The organism is Enterococcus sp. AZ191 (assembly GCF_051713845.1).
Taxonomy (GTDB): Bacteria; Bacillota; Bacilli; order Lactobacillales; family Enterococcaceae; genus Enterococcus_B; species Enterococcus_B durans.
In genome coordinates this window covers 446,707-464,168 of sequence record NZ_JBIOQS010000001.1, presented here as the reverse complement: position 1 = coordinate 464,168, position 17,462 = coordinate 446,707, and the positions used below count along the sequence as shown (strand labels likewise).

General features: G+C 38.6%; 15 protein-coding genes, 1 pseudogene and 1 riboswitch. Of the genes and pseudogenes, 2 read left to right on the top strand and 14 right to left on the bottom strand.

Going from position 1 to position 17,462, the window contains the following annotated elements; genetic code table 11:
* Positions 1 to 3: 3 nt before the first annotated feature.
* From gmk to IGI47_RS02240, 5 genes and pseudogenes are all read right to left on the bottom strand, one after another.
* Positions 4 to 618, bottom strand: a complete 615-nt coding sequence (gene gmk / locus IGI47_RS02260; RefSeq protein ID WP_005875142.1) for a guanylate kinase — start codon at positions 616 to 618, stop codon at positions 4 to 6.
* Between the two features lie 313 nt (positions 619 to 931).
* Positions 932 to 1,216, bottom strand: coding sequence for a hypothetical protein (locus IGI47_RS02255; RefSeq protein WP_005875141.1), 285 nt, complete (start codon positions 1,214 to 1,216; stop codon positions 932 to 934).
* A gap of 17 nt (positions 1,217 to 1,233) precedes the next feature.
* Positions 1,234 to 2,124 (bottom strand): YicC/YloC family endoribonuclease, encoded by an 891-nt coding sequence (locus tag IGI47_RS02250; RefSeq protein ID WP_311930514.1) that lies wholly within the window; start codon positions 2,122 to 2,124, stop codon positions 1,234 to 1,236.
* Positions 2,125 to 2,142: 18 nt separating this feature from the next.
* The gene (locus tag IGI47_RS02245; RefSeq protein ID WP_016177758.1) at positions 2,143 to 2,361 is read right to left on the bottom strand and encodes a YdbC family protein; all 219 of its coding nucleotides are present in this window, start codon (positions 2,359 to 2,361) and stop codon (positions 2,143 to 2,145) included.
* Between the two features lie 756 nt (positions 2,362 to 3,117).
* Positions 3,118 to 3,675: pseudogene (locus IGI47_RS02240) on the bottom strand (patatin-like phospholipase family protein); the annotation flags it as partial.
* Positions 3,676 to 4,331: 656 nt separating this feature from the next.
* On the opposite strand from IGI47_RS02240, the gene IGI47_RS02235 reads away from it, so the two are divergent.
* On the top strand, positions 4,332 to 5,108 hold the full coding sequence (locus IGI47_RS02235; RefSeq protein WP_311930516.1) for a hypothetical protein: 777 nt from the start codon (positions 4,332 to 4,334) through the stop codon (positions 5,106 to 5,108).
* A 209-nt stretch (positions 5,109 to 5,317) separates the two neighbouring features.
* Here IGI47_RS02235 and thiT read toward each other — a convergent pair whose 3' ends face one another.
* The 9 genes from thiT to mprF all read right to left on the bottom strand — a co-directional run bounded on the left by thiT (position 5,318) and on the right by mprF (position 16,470).
* Entirely contained in the window at positions 5,318 to 5,899 is a 582-nt protein-coding gene (thiT, locus tag IGI47_RS02230) for an energy-coupled thiamine transporter ThiT (protein ID WP_311930517.1), read from the bottom strand.
* Between the two features lie 87 nt (positions 5,900 to 5,986).
* A riboswitch (TPP riboswitch) is annotated at positions 5,987 to 6,090 on the bottom strand.
* Positions 6,091 to 6,110: 20 nt separating this feature from the next.
* The gene (locus IGI47_RS02225) at positions 6,111 to 7,079 is read right to left on the bottom strand and encodes a ribose-phosphate diphosphokinase (protein WP_005875136.1); all 969 of its coding nucleotides are present in this window, start codon (positions 7,077 to 7,079) and stop codon (positions 6,111 to 6,113) included.
* Positions 7,080 to 7,172: 93 nt separating this feature from the next.
* Entirely contained in the window at positions 7,173 to 8,546 is a 1,374-nt protein-coding gene (gene glmU, locus IGI47_RS02220; RefSeq protein ID WP_438783209.1) for a bifunctional UDP-N-acetylglucosamine diphosphorylase/glucosamine-1-phosphate N-acetyltransferase GlmU, read from the bottom strand.
* A gap of 343 nt (positions 8,547 to 8,889) precedes the next feature.
* Positions 8,890 to 9,708, bottom strand: a complete 819-nt coding sequence (purR, locus tag IGI47_RS02215) for a pur operon repressor (protein WP_005875132.1) — start codon at positions 9,706 to 9,708, stop codon at positions 8,890 to 8,892.
* Positions 9,709 to 9,874: 166 nt separating this feature from the next.
* Positions 9,875 to 10,699: a metal ABC transporter permease gene (locus IGI47_RS02210; RefSeq protein WP_311930519.1), complete on the bottom strand. Its 825-nt coding sequence runs from the start codon at positions 10,697 to 10,699 to the stop codon at positions 9,875 to 9,877.
* On the bottom strand, positions 10,672 to 11,352 hold the full coding sequence (locus IGI47_RS02205) for a metal ABC transporter ATP-binding protein (RefSeq protein WP_438783208.1): 681 nt from the start codon (positions 11,350 to 11,352) through the stop codon (positions 10,672 to 10,674). Before IGI47_RS02205 ends, IGI47_RS02210 begins: the two co-directional genes overlap by 28 nt.
* Before the next feature lie 17 nt (positions 11,353 to 11,369).
* Complete coding sequence (locus IGI47_RS02200; RefSeq protein ID WP_438783207.1) at positions 11,370 to 12,308, bottom strand: metal ABC transporter solute-binding protein, Zn/Mn family; 939 nt, start codon at positions 12,306 to 12,308, stop codon at positions 11,370 to 11,372.
* 570 nt (positions 12,309 to 12,878) lie between these two features.
* The gene (gene ispE, locus IGI47_RS02195) at positions 12,879 to 13,727 is read right to left on the bottom strand and encodes a 4-(cytidine 5'-diphospho)-2-C-methyl-D-erythritol kinase (protein ID WP_311930522.1); all 849 of its coding nucleotides are present in this window, start codon (positions 13,725 to 13,727) and stop codon (positions 12,879 to 12,881) included.
* 169 nt (positions 13,728 to 13,896) lie between these two features.
* Positions 13,897 to 16,470, bottom strand: coding sequence for a bifunctional lysylphosphatidylglycerol flippase/synthetase MprF (mprF, locus tag IGI47_RS02190; RefSeq protein ID WP_438783205.1), 2,574 nt, complete (start codon positions 16,468 to 16,470; stop codon positions 13,897 to 13,899).
* A gap of 176 nt (positions 16,471 to 16,646) precedes the next feature.
* Between mprF and proC the strand changes: the two genes are divergently transcribed.
* The gene (gene proC / locus IGI47_RS02185) at positions 16,647 to 17,450 is read left to right on the top strand and encodes a pyrroline-5-carboxylate reductase (protein ID WP_438783204.1); all 804 of its coding nucleotides are present in this window, start codon (positions 16,647 to 16,649) and stop codon (positions 17,448 to 17,450) included.
* Positions 17,451 to 17,462: the final 12 nt, after the last annotated feature.

Sequence of the window (17,462 nt, the reverse complement as noted above, 5' to 3'; positions counted from 1 at the left end):
AGACTACATCTCCTTTAACATTTTTCTATATTTACCGATAACACGTTCGACGCGAAAGTGTTCGCTTGCAATAATATCTTTGATTCGTTCTACTGCGAGGGGCACTTCATCATTTACCACAGCGTAGTCATAAAGAGCCATCATTTCGATTTCTGCTCTTGCGACTTTCATTCGTTCTTCGATCACTTCATCCGCATCTGTTCCACGACCTACGATTCGCGATTTCAATTCTGCTAAATCGGGCGGTGTTAAGAAAATAAAGACACCGTCAGGTACTTTATCTTTGACCTGTTGGGCACCTTGGACTTCGATTTCTAAGAATACATCTTTTCCCTCATCCAATGTTTGATTCACATAAGACAGTGGTGTTCCATAATAATTTCCCACATATTCCGCATACTCTAACATTTCGCCTGCTTCGATCATTGCTTCAAATTCTTCTCTGGTTCTAAAGTAATAATCGACTCCTTCAACTTCTCCTGCACGCATCTTACGTGTAGTCATTGAAATCGAATACTGGAAATCATTATCCTCACTCTCAAAAATTGCTTTTCGCACTGTGCCTTTTCCTACACCAGATGGTCCAGACAATACGATTAATAATCCACGCTCTGCCATGACGACGTCCTTTCAACTAGTCTTTTTATACTAACGTTTATTTTGCACTTTTTTTCTACAACTTTCAAGGGTATCTTTCATTATAGCAAAAAAAAGCACCGTTTGCATGAGAAACCGCTAATGGACTACTTCATGATTCACTGGATCTTTCAGGTTCTTTTAACCTTATTTTCTATTTTTCAATTATCATTCGTGCCTTCTTTTCTCTATTTTTCCATAGAAAGAAGAAAAAACGAGAGTGGGACAAAAATAAGAATCACTTTTGTCCCCACCTCTCAATTCAATTATTCAATTATTAAATGATCTCGTATTTCTAGAATCCCATATTCGATAGTGTATTCACTACGCCCATGATCTCATCTTTTCTGGACAGTGCTTTTTCCGTTGGATCTGAGACTTCTTCCGCATCGATCCGAACGATAAATTTCCGATTCATCGTCACATAAGTACCGTCATTCACTAAAAGTTGTAATTCATTTTCGGTTACTTTGCTGCAAGCATCTTCCCAAGCAGCAAAACCTTCCTTTTCGGATGGGATATTTCTCTTGATGATCGTTTTCCCACTTAATTCGTGGAATGTAATGTCGTAATATTTCATTTTTGTATTCCCCTTTACTATTCGATGTTTTGGATCTGCTCACGTATTTTTTCTAGTGTTGTCTTTAATTGGACCACTTGCGTCTTGATTTCGATCACATTTGATTTCGAACCGATGGTATTGACTTCACGATTCATTTCTTGGATCAAAAAGTCTAACTCTCTTCCAACCGGATATGTTGCCACAACTAAACTATCGAGCTTTTGGATGTGGATCACTAAGCGATCGAGTTCTTCATGGATATCGCCTCGTTCCAATAAGATGGCTAATTCTGTCAATAATCTTTGCTCATCAACAACTGTTCCGAGAAACTCTTCCAATTTCTTTTGATATTTTTCTTGGTATTCCTGTTCATACAATGAGAAAAAGCGAGTCAGATTTGCAAGTGTCTGTTTGAACTCTTCACTATTTTGTTGCAATACACTAGTAAGTGCCAGTCCTTCCGATTGACGACTTTTTTCGATCTCAGCAAGCGCCTCTTTTGCCGTAGCAATAACCAACCCAGAAAGTTCATTCAGGTCATCTTCTGTTTTTTCTTCCACCATTACAAAATCCTCGTTCATTGCCAATTTTTCGAGCAGCCGACCGATTTCCAGATGGGCCTGATCGCCATACCGTTGCTCAAATCCGCCTTTAAGTTTTGAAACAAGTTCATCAATCAAGTCCCAGTCAATAAAAAGCTGCTTTTGGTTTTTCCCTACATAGGCAAGGTTGATAAAAACCTCTACTCGGCCGCGACTTAGATATTGTTTGATCAATTGTCGAAGCTCATTTTCAATAAAATTCAATACTTTTGGGCTACGTATCTGAATGTCTAAAAAACGTTGATTTACACTTTTGATTTCTATTTCAATTTGGTATTTCTCCGTTTCACGGACGGCTTTGCCAAAACCAGTCATACTTTTCATTCGACAGGGTCCCTTCCATTACATATTTTCGATAGCTTTTTGGAGCGCTTCAAATTCTTCGTTTGTCAGTGTTAGTCCCTTACCCATCTTTTCATGGTCTGGTGCCCAATCGCGTAGATCAAATTTTGGTGGACGTCCGTTCCAACTAACCAGATTCAGTTCTTTGCGCCATCCTTTGTTGTTTTCTGATAAAACAGCGATCTCTTCTATGATTTCATAGGAAAATTCTTGTGCCATTGTTGTTCCTCCTTAAGATAATATAAATACAAGATCAATAATGTGTCAATTGGTTGTGCGTCAAGTGAAGATTGCAGCTTAGCGGTTTCTTTATTTCTTATCAGTCGAAAAAGTGTGGCTTGCTTTGCTTGTTCAACCTTTTGTTTTTTTTTGATATACCTGAAATTTTTGCCACTCTTCCGCATTTAATTGTCCGATGGATCGGAGACTATCCTTTGTCAGTATGTTTTCTTTACATATCCGCCCCACCATTTCATTAAAATGATACACTTTATTCGGTAAAACAACTCTTTTTTTTGCTAGTAGTTCGAGCATTGCCAGTCCGCATGTCTCAATGACCACCCTGTCTTTGTATAACTTACGCAAATCGCGCCAAAATTTTTGGTCCGACCAAAAGGATAAATCGACTTGCACGTCTTTCATCAAATAGTTCAAAAATTTACGCCAACTACCTTCTGCCTCTTTGGCGGTAAAGAATGTATACCATTTTCCTTGGAAATCACCTAAAACTTTCTTTGTTTCTAAGTAACCTAACTGGATATTCATCTGATTCCTCTGACTATCAAAGATCAAAAAGCCACCTAAGGACCATAATGAGCCACATTCCCATTGGACGAAACCAGGTGGTGGTGTGATTTTTTTAGTTATACCAGGGCCATTGATATCAACCACAAAGCACTCCGTCGCCCCATGCTGAATGGCAACATCTATCGGTAAATTATTTCGATACCCGCCATCGATATACTTTGATCCACTGATTTTCCGATAAGCCATGGCAGGATAAAAGGCAGCGGAAGCAAGTATCCAATCTGCGATTTCTTCCGCAGATAATTGCTGAATCGGTGTAACAACTTCCGTAAAATCAGGCAATCTTGTCGCTACTGTAAATAATTTAGGCTTCGGTGTGGTTAATATTTTCTGTGGTTCAAGCATTCGCCGTAATAAATTTTCTAACGGTGCGATCGAGGTACCACCCTCTACAATTGCTGACCTAGCCATCTGTCTCGTTTCTTGGATAAATCTTTTTCTAAGATCGTTTTCTTCTGTTCTTTTTGGGAATTCCATCACTTGGCTCGTGGTCAATTTTTTCCATAATGAAATGGCTTGGTCCAGATCATTTTGTAAAATCAATACACCATTCAGCGCCCCCACCGAGGTACCGGTAATAATCTCAAACGTAAGTTTCTTTTCCTTCAATGCTTTCCACACACCGATTTGGTAAGCTCCATGTGCCCCACCGCCACCTAATACTAGTCCACTGCAATAATTCAACTTTTTTTGCCAAACTTGTTGTCCTGTTTGGTGAACAATCATTTCATACTGATGCAAGAGTAGTCGCTCGTGCCATTCAGAAGATAATGTTTTTTCAAATCGTAATGCACAAATCTTTTTAAAAAAGTAGCGCCCACAACTTTCAAGCTGCTTGAAGAAAGAACACCAATCAGCAGGACTTTTTTCCGCTAAAAGATTGCAAATGATCATTCGTGTATCCGTAAACTCCACCACAAAATACACTATTTGGTTTTCAACAGTGTATCTCCAAGCCTGTTGTTTTTTTGTACTCTGCCAAAACATTTGCCGACTTTCTTGATGGGTAGGATAAAATGGCACTACTTGTAGCGAACGTTGCAGTGATCGAGAGAGCCATTTCCTCTCTGAACTATACACCCGTTGAATATTCATTTTCTTCTCCTTTTCCGGTAATTATAACAAGTGGCACACATAAACTAGTTAGAGAATTTGTTTTTTATTTTTAGTATACTATTTTTTTGAGAAATACTAAAATGAATTAGTTGTTGCAAAAATATCAGTATATATGGCTTTTCAAAGGATTTATTAAGCAATCCAAAAAATGGTATGGCTTTCAGATAACAAGCGGTTTTGTAATGGAATTTTAAAATAAAAGAAACAAGCTTTTTTATGATAAATGTTGTAAAATAAAAGAGATAAAGGCTAAGAGGAGGAGCATGATGACTGAGTCAGTTTATGTACATATCGATACGACAAGTAATGCAGTTTTAACAAAAGGACTGACGATCAGTGATTTTTCAAACAGCATCGTGCATTTTCCACAAAATTTGTTATTGTTGGACCCTTCAACGACCGCTGGTGAATACGAGTCACATACCGGTCTGAAAGTTATCCGTGGTACAGAAAATATCCAGCAATTTTTTGCCTCTGTACGTAATAGAAATCGTTCTGGCGATTTAAAATGGATCGACTTCAGTGATCTAACGATGTTAAAAGAACTGACACCCTTAGAAATTTCTGAGTTGCTTTACTTTGGACACATGAAAACACATCTTCACTCTCCATTTTTTTATAAGTTACAAAATAATTTTGTTTATTTCGATTTAAATGATCAATTAGGACGTATTTATTATCGCTATTTAGACGAATTTTACCGAATTTTCGCAAATAAATTAAGCACGATCTTATTTGAAAAAATCAACGAGAAAAAATCCTTTTTCCGTCGTGATACCCCTGTTGAGAACATCAGTGTCGATCTATTAAAAGATATGCGTAATTTAATGCAGGAAGGCATCATTTTTTCATTTGAACAAGGTGGATTGGTCAACGACGAATATCGTATTCCTATTTATGTGATCGAAGATTATATTTGGAAATTAAAAGGAACACGCTACCGTGAAGAAGAAGCAATCGGGACTTTAGTTTACCAAGCCGCTGATCGGCATTGGAAACTTGAAGGTGAAGCAGTTGATTTTACTGCGAATACATTGATTTAAAACGTGCAAGACAGACGTGATTCCCGTTCCTTCAGTAAAAGCATTAAAACAAGGAAACATTTCTTTTGTCCACTCCAAAAATAAACGGGACATCTTTAAAGAACCTTATTCAAACAAAAATTAACCCACTTCTGAGAATAGATATCTCTATTTTCAGAAGTGGGCTTTTTCATTTATCTATTACTGTTCCTGATCATACTTCATATTTTTCAGAAACTATTTCTTTGTCTTTGGCTGTGTCTTAGAAATAATGTCGGCATCGTTCGTTCAATCCCAATTAAAACGACGATGGTGACTACTCCTGTCGCAAGCCCACTTGCCCCATTCATGACGAAAGAAAAAATCCATGGATTCATTCCCCATAATGCATAACTTCCCCAAAAAACAACACCTGCAATGAAGTGCCAAAAATATCTTGCCCCCACACCAACAATTGTTCCTAATACAATAGTGGTGGTCATTCCCCGAGTATTTCCTTCTATAACATTTTTTTGCATTCTCTTGGAAAAGAGACCAGCAAATCCTGCAAAAGTAAATGCGATCGGATATTCGATCAGAACTTGGATAACACTAAGATAGTAAACTTGTCCGGTCGGAAAATGGAGAATCCCCCAAATAAATCCCGAGAGTAAACCGGCTTTCCAACCTCGTCTTAGTGCAAACAATGTAAGTGGGATCTGACCTAGTGAAATTGAAAAACTACTGCCTATTTGCAATGGAATCAATGATAGAACCAGTGCTAGAGCAGCCACGATCGTTCCTTCAATCCAAACGCTGTACTTCTTTTCCATAAAAAAATTCCCCCTTTTTAGTATAAAAACCACAAAGGAGGAAGTAATTTCAAAACCATTACTCCAGTAGATACTTCAAGATGAGTCTCTACTACTCGTCACAATTCCTACGTTCGAATGACCGAAACAGGTACGAAGGGTTTAGAAATAACATTCAATCTCAGCCCAGACAGGCTCCCCTTTGTGATTCTATTTAATTTTTAGATATTCCTTATTTTTTTGTTTCAAATAAAGGACTAACTGGCTTGTTTTCATGGATACGTTTAATCGCATCACCCATCAAACCACCAACGCTCACTTCATCGATCTTATCAATTTTACGATCTTCTGGAAGGTAGATGGAATCTGTTACAACTAGACGTTCGATTGCTGAATCTTCAATCCGTTGTAACGCTGGACCAGATAACACTGGATGTGTACATGAAGCATATACACTGACTGCTCCGGCTTCTTTTAATGCATTTGCGGCTAAAGTGATAGTTCCCGCAGTATCGATCATATCATCGATCAAGACACATGTTTTTCCTTCTACTTGTCCGATGATGTTCATTACTTCTGCCACATTTGCTTTTGGACGGCGTTTGTCAATGATTGCAATCGGTGCTTTTAGAAACTCGGCTAATTTACGCGCACGAGTTACACCACCATGGTCTGGTGAAACAACGACTACATCGTCCCCTTTAATGCCTTTTTCTAAGAAATAATTTGCGATCAATGGTGCACCCATTAAGTGATCGACAGGAATATCAAAGAATCCTTGGATTTGGACAGCATGTAAATCAAGGGTCAACATTCTTGTTGCTCCAGCTTTTTGAATCATATTTGCAACCAATTTTGCAGTGATCGGTTCTCTCGCACGTGCTTTACGGTCTTGGCGAGCATAACCATAATAAGGCATCACAACATTGATCGTTTTGGCACTCGCACGTTTCAATGCATCGATCATAATCAATAATTCCATCAAGTTATCATTTACTGGACTACTTGTTGATTGGATGACATACACATGTGAACCACGAATACTTTCTTCGATATTCACTTGGATTTCTCCATCACTAAATTGAGTGACAGATGATTTACCCAATTCGACACCGACGGCCGCAGCGATTTTTTCTGCTAATGGGCGATTTGAATTTAACGCAAAAATTTTTAATCTTGGGTCAAAGTAATGTTTTGACATGGGGACCTCCACTTTCTTTTTCACAACTCTAGAATTCTACCTACTAAATACTAGTCATATTTTCAGAATAAATCAAGGGTTTTTGCAAAAGTATTAATTTAAATAAGGGAGTTTTTTAGCATATCCTTCTTTATTGACTTGTCTTGCACGCGCAATTGCCATCGCATATTCTGGGATATCATCAGTAATTGTTGATCCGGCAGCAATGGACGAATTTTTTGCCACTTCGACTGGCGCGATGATATTTGTATTTGAACCAATGAAACTATGGTCACCAATCGTTGTATGGTGCTTGTTTTTGCCATCATAATTTACAAATACTACACCACAACCAACATTGATCTCTTCACCTAATGTCGCATCACCTACATAAGTCAGATGGCCGACTTTGGTATTTTTACCAATTTGCGCATTTTTCACTTCGACAAAATTCCCGATATGTGCGCCTTCACCAATTTCCGCTTTCGGACGAATGTGCGCAAATGGACCGACATCAGCATGATGTTTTACAAGACTGCTTTCAATCACAGAGTTTTCAATGACTACGTGGTCTTCGATCATGCTGTCAACGATGCGTGAATGCGCACCAATGAAACAATCATTCCCGATCACCGTCTTGCCTTGAAGTTGTACGCCCGCTTCTATTATAGTATCTGCACCGATCACTACACCAGCATCAATGTATGTCGTTGCAGGGTCAACAAAACTAACCCCATTGACCATATGCATTTTGTTGATTCGTTGGCGCATCAATTCATTGGCTTTAGCTAATGCAATTCGGTCATTGACCCCCATTGATTCCTCAAAATCGTCTGTTTGGTAAGCAGCTACCGTATTTCCTTCCTCTTTAAGGATCTCGATAATATCTGTTAGATAATATTCGCCTTGTGCATTGTCCGTACCTACTTTGCTTAGTGCGTCAAACAGTGCACGATTATCAAAGCAGTAGGTTCCCGTATTGATTTCTTGGACTAATGCTTCTTCTGGAGTAGTATCTTTTTGTTCCACGATTTTTTCAACGATCCCGATATGATCTCGGATGATCCGTCCATAACCAGTAGGATCATCTGCTTGTGCTGTCAAAATCGTTGCACTTGCATTTTTTCCTTGGTGGTATTCAAAAAGATTATTCAATGTTTCAGTGGTCAATAACGGTGTATCTCCACTGATGACCAAAGTTGTTCCTTCTTTTCCTTCTAAATAAGAAGCGGCTTGTAACACAGCATGACCAGTTCCTAATTGTTCTGCTTGTAAAGCGTACTCACTTCTTTCACCTAATTGTTCTTTCACTTGGTCTGCACCATGACCTACGATGGTGATGATTTGATCAGGGTTCGTTTCACTTACCCGATTGATGATATGCTCAACCATTGGCTTTCCTGAAACTGGATGTAAAACTTTATATAATTTTGACTTCATACGTGTACCTTTTCCCGCAGCCAAAATAATTGCATAACGTGCGTCCAATTGCGTCACTCCTAATTGTATATATTATGGTTTTAAGTTTAGCCCACTATTCCTATTTTTTCAACCAAACCATTTATTAATTATAACCTAGACCATTTGACAATAGCCTAGCTGAAATCCTTCCTGACAACCATCAGAAAAAAGAAGGTGAGATAAAAGTAAAATCACTTTTATCTCACCTTCTTGATCAGAATAAACGGTGGGAACAGAAGTAACCTCTTCGAAAAAATAAGCCGAAATTCGCAAAAATTTTGAAAACAATTTCTGTGAATTCCTTCTTCTTTCTTGTAACCCAGCCTCTTTATTGTAGTCACTTGTGGACTAAAACGATCGTATACTTTTCTTATTCTGAAAAATAATTTCCTGGCACGACTGTAATATTCTTCGTCTTAGTGTCAACATCTTTGACATAGAGAAGTGAGGTGTAATCATCGATTGCTCGATGTCCATTGAATTTTGATTCAGCAAAGACTGTGATCCCGACAAGCTCTGATTCGAATTCTTCGATCAAGCTCTTCATCCCATTCACTGTTCCTCCGCCTTTCATGAAATCGTCAACGACTAGCACACGTGAGCCTCTCTTAAGACTTCTTTTTGAAAGTTCCATTTTTTCGATTCTTTCAGATGAACCAGAAACATAATTGACACTGACAGTCGATCCTTCAGTGATTTTTGAATCACGACGAACGATGACAAACGGTGCGTTCAAATAATAAGAAACGGCTTGTGCAATCGGCACGCCTTTCGTTGCTACGGTCATCACTGCATCGATTTTTTCACCTAAATATTTTGAAGCAATGATTTTACCCACTTGGCGCAATAATTCGGGTTCACCTAATAAATCAGATAAATAAACATAACCGCCAGGCAATAAACGATCTTGTTCTGACAAACGTTCAGCTAGTGACTCAACATATTTTTTGGCTTCCTCATAAGAGATTTCTGGTATGAACAACACTCCTCCAGCTGCTCCTGGGATGGTTTCTAATATACCATAGCCTCTTTCTCTGAATGTCTTCTTAATGATTGCTAGATCTTCACTGATCGATGATTTAGCAGATTCGTAACGTTCGGCAAAACTTGTTAACGAAATTAATTCGTGTGGATGTTCTAATAAATACTGAGTCATATCAACAAGTCGTTCACTGCGACGTACTTTCACATATTCCAGCTCCTTTTTCAAAAAATTTTATCGTTTTACATTATATAAGTTTTTACTCAAAAATTCGAGCATTTTATAAAAAAATAAGAAAATAGTTCGGTATTTATCTAAAAAAAAGAAAAGACGATGAAAATTTTTCGTTTTCACTGCCTTTTCTTTTTAATATTTATCTACTTTTACGTTTAAATGCTACGAGCAATCGTTTGATCAAATTCACCAGCAGGAATAAAACGATAAAGACTAAAGTGATTGTCGCTCCTGGGGGGGTGTCTAAATAAAACGAACTGGTTAGACCTGAAAGCATCCCGATAAACCCAACAAGGATACTGATCGCAATGACTACATTAAAACTTTTACCTAATCGCATTCCGATTGCTGCTGGCAATACCATGATTGCAGAGATCAACAGCGCCCCCGCAATCGGAATCATCACGGCGATTGCAATACCTGTGATCACATTGAACATCATGGACATCCAGTGGACAGGCAATCCATCGACATGGGCAGTGTCTTCGTCAAATGTCAAAACGTACATTGGGCGTTTGAATAAGAAAAATAATACTCCGATAACTACGAACAGTATCCCTAAGAAAATGACTTGTTCCCATGTGATGGTCACGATCGAACCAAATAAGTAGGACTGGATACTCGTCGCTGAGTTTCCACCACTGAGATTCATCAGTACCAATGCAAGAGCCAAGCCCCCTGCCATAAGTATCGCGATCGATATCTCTGAATAAGTGCGGTAGATCGTACGCAAGTATTCCAAAATGACAGCTGCTAAAACAACAACAAGCATCGTAGTCATCGTTGGATTGATATTCAAAAAGAATCCTAATGCCACCCCAGCTAATGATACATGGGAAAGTGTATCAGCCATTAGCGATTGTCTTCTTATCACTAGGAATACCCCCAACATAGGTGCGATCCCAGCAATAAAGATAGCCGCTAAAAAGGCTCTTCTCATGAATTCATATGAAAGCAACGCCATGGAGAATCCTCCTTTCTTACCAAACGGATCTGACGATCAGCATACTGTTTGATATCTTCATGATCGTGCGTAATCATCAGAACAGATTTTCCATGATCATGCGCACTATGGCGAAGCAAACGATAAAATTCATTCCGAGACTCTTCATCCATCCCTGTTGTCGGCTCATCTAAAATGAACAAATCAGGATCTGTCGCAAAGATTCGAGCCAAACTGATCCGCTGTTTTTGTCCACCAGATAATTCGCCGATACGCCGATGACGCATGTCCCACATCCCTACTGATTCCAACGCTCTTTTGACATGTTGATGGTCTTTTTCAGAAAGACGTTTGAACCAGCGACCTCTTGGATAGCGGCCAGACCTCACTAATTCAATTACCGTACTAGGAAATCCAGCATTGAAAGAAGCAACCTGCTGGGGAATATAGCCAACACTTAATTTTTTTCCATCTTGATTCTTTTCAGCGATCTTTATCGTTCCTTTTGATGGCTTCAACAACCCCAAAGACGCTTTGATCAGCGTTGATTTTGCTGCACCATTTTCTCCTGTTAAAATGACAAATTCACCGGCATCGACGTAGTAAGAAACATCTTCTAACACTGGTTCATCATCATAGTAAAAAGTTAAATCGGATATTTCGATATAATGCACGCGAAATACCTCCGTTCTTATTTTATACTTTCTTTCAATGCATCTAGATTCTTTTCCATCACAGAAATATAGTTTTCTCCCGCTTTGATTTGCTCATTCGTCAAACTTTCTAGCGGATTCAATACCTCTAATTTCACACCTGTTTCACTAGATAACGTTTCTGCAACTTTAGAAGAAGCATTTTCTTCAAAGTAGATCACTTTGATATTTTCTTTCTTCACAAAATCTTTCAGTTCAGCTAAACGGCTTGGCGTAGGTTCTTGATCTGGCGAAACGCCTGAGATTGCTGCTTGTGTCAGACCATATTGGTTTGCTAAGTAAGCAAATGCAGCATGTTGCGTGACGAATGTGCGATTCGCAGCACCTTTTAATTCATCATTGTATTTTTGATCCAATGTTTCTAATTTTTTGATATACGCAGCTGCATTCTTATCAAATGTTTCTTTTTTATCTGGGTACTTTTTCCCTAAGTCAGAAGCAATCGTTTGTACTTCTTTGATTGCTAAAACGGGATCTAGCCAAACATGCGGATCATATTCATGAGAATGACTATCTGAGGTTTCCCCTTCATGCTCAGGTTCTTCTTCCTTCGTGTCTAAGCGATCGATTCCTTTTGCTGCCTCGATCATCAATGTTTTATCTGTATCAACAAAATCTTTTAATGAATCAACAAAAAATTCCATATCTGAACTGTTATAGACAAAAACATCTGCATCAGAAATCTCTGCCTGCTCCTTTGCACTCGGTTCAAAATCGTGTGGTTCAGTCCCTGCTGGTATCAACAATTTCACGTTTCCTTCATCACCCACTACTTCTTTAGTAAAATCGTACATTGGGTAAAAAGTAGTGACAACTGTTAATTCATCTTTTTTCGAAGCATCTTGGGCTGTATTTCCACAAGCAACTAGTAACAATAATCCAGTTGCCAAGGCAACACCTAAAAGATATTTTTTCATTATATTCCCCTTTCATAAAAAGCAAATCGGAAAATTACGATTTGTCGACGGAACTTAATTTATCAGAATAAAAAAACTGAGTCAATAGAAATACTCCAATTTCTGATTTAGCGGTCAAATTTGTTTTCAAAACGGAAAATAAATGATGCTACATTCATATCAAGTGGCTCAGAGAAACCTTTTGCGTCGTTTTTTCCTTGAACACAAAAAAGTGGAAGGGTGTGGGACAAATCTAAAAATCAGGTTTGCTACAGACTCTCGAATAAACGGCGTCCAAAAGTCAGGTTTTTCGGAAATTTCAAAAAAACGAGCAATACAAAAAACGTATTGTTCGTTTTTCTCTCCAATTTCTCAAACCTAAACGACTTTTGTCTCGACCTCTTCCCAAAACAAAATGATTCATACCCATTCAATAACCAAACTGCCCATAAAAAGAGACTGCCTTGAAGAAAAGAAATTCTTAATGCGAAGCAAATATGAACCTCACATTCCATCTACATCCCACCGAATAAACAGCCTCTCTTATTCAATTGCTTATTCTAAACGCCTTTTCCTACACATCACTCTTGATCATAATGTACGAACTAAATACACTTCATCACAAAAACCTTTTAAGCCATTATAAACTCTTTGCGCCCGTGAATAATGTTGACACAACGCAAAAACAGTTGGTCCACTACCACTCATCAAAGCTGCATCAGCACCATATTTCAACATTCGTTCTTTGATTTGATGAATGATTGGATGTCGTCTGCCTGTGACGTCTTCCAAGCTATTGCCCATTTTAGCAATCATCTTTTGATAATCTTGCTGTTGGATACCCTCTACTAATCCCTCAATATCTTGATGATTGAGTTGTTGCGCATCCACCTCTTTGAAGACCGTTCGCGTTGAAACGCTCATTCTTGGTTTAACTAACACGACCCAGCATGGTGGCATAGGGGATAAAACGTTTATTTTTTCTCCTTTACCACTAACAAAAGAAGTGCTCCCATAAACACAATATGGAACGTCTGTCCCAACTTCAAGCCCGATACTCGCCAACTCTTCCAAAGAGCAGCCTAAATTCCAAAGTTTGTTGATGCCTCTTAAAGCTGCTGCACAATCAGTACTTCCCCCACCAAGTCCTGCTGCAACTGGGATATTCTTTTTAACAAAAATCTTGACGCCTCTATTTATCTGATACTTATTTTTCAACAACAAAGCAGCTTGATATACATTATTACGCTGGTCTACTGGTAAAAACGCTTTGTTTGTTTCCACGATGATCTTATCTTCTGGTATTTCTTCAAAGAACAAATGATCTGCCAAATCAACACTCGACATGACCATCTCCAGTTCATGGTAACCATCAGGGCGCTTATACAACACATCCAAACCTAAGTTTATCTTAGCTGGTGCTTTCTCAATCAGTTCCATCCCTCTCACCCGTTCAAAAAGTCTAAGTCGCAAGTATTCTATCACAGGGAAAAATAAAAGTATAGCTTCCCTCAATGCGTTCGCGGACTTGCATGATCGCTTTTATTCAATACTAAAGAAAAAAACTGGAATAGCTTTTTGTCTTCTTATCCCAGTTCTTTTTCTTGCTCTATAATTCTGTGAGTACTTCTTCGGCAAAACTTGGTGTTTTTTCTTTTCCTTTACCGATAAGGATAAACAATTGCATAGTGGCAAACACAAAACTACTTCCTTTCATGTAGGCAAAATAACGTCCTTCCCATCTGGTTACGTAACGCAATTTTTCTTCATACGCAGATTGAAAGGAATAAAAGAAATTCCCGTAATTATAGACAATGTGCATGACTTTTTCTTGTACAAAAGAAAAATCTGTTTCGCCCACCTTTGCAAGAGGTGCCAATCCTAGATTTGCTTCCAAATATCCTTTTTCTTGATAGACCACAAATAGATTCGCCAATAAGTAATCCGCCAGTTCAACAGGCTCATCTGGTAACGTCCGCAACAAATCATAACCCGCTTGCTCGTTTGTTATTGGTTGTGCTGTGATGAAACCGACGATCTTCTGCTCTTTGCGTACGATTCCTACCCCGCTGGATAAAAGATAGGTGGTATCAAATCGTCCCACTGAATAATGTTTTTCTCGTGCTCCCTGTAACCACTCTCTGGAAACTTCACTTACTGCTAAAAGCAACTCTTCTGGCAACTGGTCATACCAGGTAAAATGATACCCTTCATTATTCAGTTTTTGGTATTCCAATTGTTGGTTGATCCAAGGAACTTCCTCAGCTGTTAGATCAGCAATCCCTGCTTCACCAACTTTTGTAAAATGAAAACCAACTTCATGGAGAGTCACGACATATTTTTCGGATACTTTATAAAATGCTAATTGATACCCTAAACAATCGGCTTTTTTCATAAATTCTGCTGTTGCTTCACGTACCATCTCAGGATTCCCGATTGGATCACCTAATATAAAACATTTGTTTCCTTTGATTTGAAATCCAAAGACGACTTGGTCTTCATGATGTTTTTGGTAATAAAAATAAGTGTAGCCAGGCAATCCCAAATAGTGACTTGTTGCTGTCCCGCCGTAACGTGTCAAAAGCTTTTCCAATCGCTCAATTTGCAAGTTTTCTCCTAATTTCTTCGGCGTAGTTGCTAAATACTGGTATAAAGCAACTAGTGCCAACAAAGAAATACCTAGACCAATCAATCCAGAAAACCAAACATCATCGGACGGAAACAGTATAAAGTGATTTGCCGTCAACCGCCCTACCCAGAAACTGCCACTATGATAGCCGGCAATCGCATAAACGATAAACAAAAAACCAAATAGACAAGCATCAAAAACGATAGCTCCCCAAGAATAAACAAATTTTTGGCGATAAAATTCTTTTCTGGATAACCAGACAACTAACAAGATCAAGAGATACACTACAATTAATTGCCACGACAATGTTCGTGTCACCGTATTGATAATGCCAAAAACAAGTAACACGATCGTTGGTAAAAATGCCTTCTTCACTTTCATCGCTAGTGCCCGTGCCAATCCTAATAATAAGAATCCAACTAACAGATTCAGCATCTGATCTAAAAAGTTAAATGAAAATGGCAATAAAAATTGGAATAGCCGACTAATCGTTGAAAGATTCGTGATCGTGGACAATAAAACCATCATGATACCCGCAAAATAAACAGCACTTACTAAGACAAGATGCGCCAGTTTTTGAAACACCAGTCGCGGGATATTATCCAAGAAACGGTTTACTTTGACCCCGGTTTGTGTAAGGAACAATAAAATCCCTATTGCAAAAGGGAGCACATAATAAAATAAGCGATAATAAAGTAACCATACTACAGCAATATCCTGTCGCACAGATAACTGGCTCATCCCTAGGATCATCAACACATCGAAGGTTCCCATACCACCAGGGACCATTGTCAACATGCCAATCAACGTGGCAATGATAAACATCGGATAGATAGAAAAAAGGGAGATGTCGACCTTCATCAGTCTACCAATCAGCAAGAACACGAACAGCGCGCCTGTCCATTGTCCAAAAGAGGCAATCAACAAACCCAACAAGCCTTTAGGATAAAATTCCGCAAACAGCGTTTTTCTTTTTAAATAGGCAAAGAAAAAAATAGCTGGTGCCACAAAACTTCCACCCAATAACCAGATCCAGTACCCTCTAAAAATAGTTAATTCTTGAAGAACAAACACATCAAAAAAAGTAATAAAGGACCAGATAGATAACCCTGTCAGCATGAATAAGGCTACTTTAGAAACCGTTACCAGTACCCTCTTCCGATTTGTATCTTTCCCATAAAAACTAGCTCGAAGACTAGCACCAACAATCCCGCCAAAACCAGCTAGATTATTGATCGTATTCGTAATAAAAGCAGCCAAGAAAAAATCCTGTCGCTTCATTTTGGGCTTTCCTTGCTTTTCAAGTACACGAATCGTCACCCAATCATACAGCAGCATTGGAAGAACCCCAATCAATCCTATAAGGATCATTAACGCAAGGGTGAAATGATTTTGTTGTTCCATCGTTTGCCAAATATCTTGCCAACTCATGCCATTCGCAATATTAGCTACTTGATTTGCTACAAATACCAGAACTGATCCAAAAAAAATCAATTTCAAAACAAGACTGTGATCTTTGATCCATTGAAGCATCAAGTGTCGTTTATTTTTCACATTTTACCCTTCCTAACTCGATTACTTTCGTTCTATGAATTAATGTTAGCCTATTTATCCTATTTTTTCCACTTTTGTATAGGAGTCTTTCTTCTATTTCTAAACATAATTTTCATGATTCTTTACTTGCCCTTCATCCAAAAGAAAGATATGCTAAAAATAAAGGAGAGGATATCATGAAAATCGGGTTTATCGGAACAGGAAACATGGCTCAAGCAATCATCAATGGATTGCTCGAAAAAGGGACTGTTGCAAAAGAAGACATCTTCGTTTCTAGTGGTCATTACGAAAATGCCAAACGCTTTGCTGATAAAATAGGTGTGACTGCTTGTAAAAGCAATCAAGAAGTCGCAGAACAAGTCGAAACGATTCTTTTAGCTGTCAAACCTAAGATCATTGACCAAGTACTGAAAGATTTGCGAAGTTATAGTAAAAAACGTTTATTCATTTCGATTGCCTCAGGAAAAGCGATCAGCGATTTAACAGAATCATTAAATAACCCTGATGCTAAAATCATCCGGGTCATGCCAAATGTCAATGTTAGCGTTGGTGCGGGAGTTTCAGCAATTTGTAAAAGCCGTACTGTGACAGATAGCGAGTTGAAACAGGCAACTCATATTTTCGAAGCAATTGGTAGTGTCTATCAATTAGCAGAAGATGATTTCAGCACATTTATCGGACTAGCCGGAAGTTCCCCTGCCTTTATCTATATGCTGATCGATGCGATGGGACGTGCAGGAGTACTAAATGGCTTACCGAAAAGAATGGCTACAGAAATCGCAGCTAAAGCAATTATGGGTTCTTGCCAAAAATTTCTCGCTAGTGATGAGAATCCTTGGGAACTAGTTGACCAAGTATCCTCACCAGGTGGAACAACGGTTGCTGGTGTAGTTGCTTTAGAAGAAGCCGGATTTATCCCTGCTATCATCAAAGGCGTCAATAAAACGATCGAAAAAGACCTTGAAATGTTAGATAAATAAAAAAACGATGCA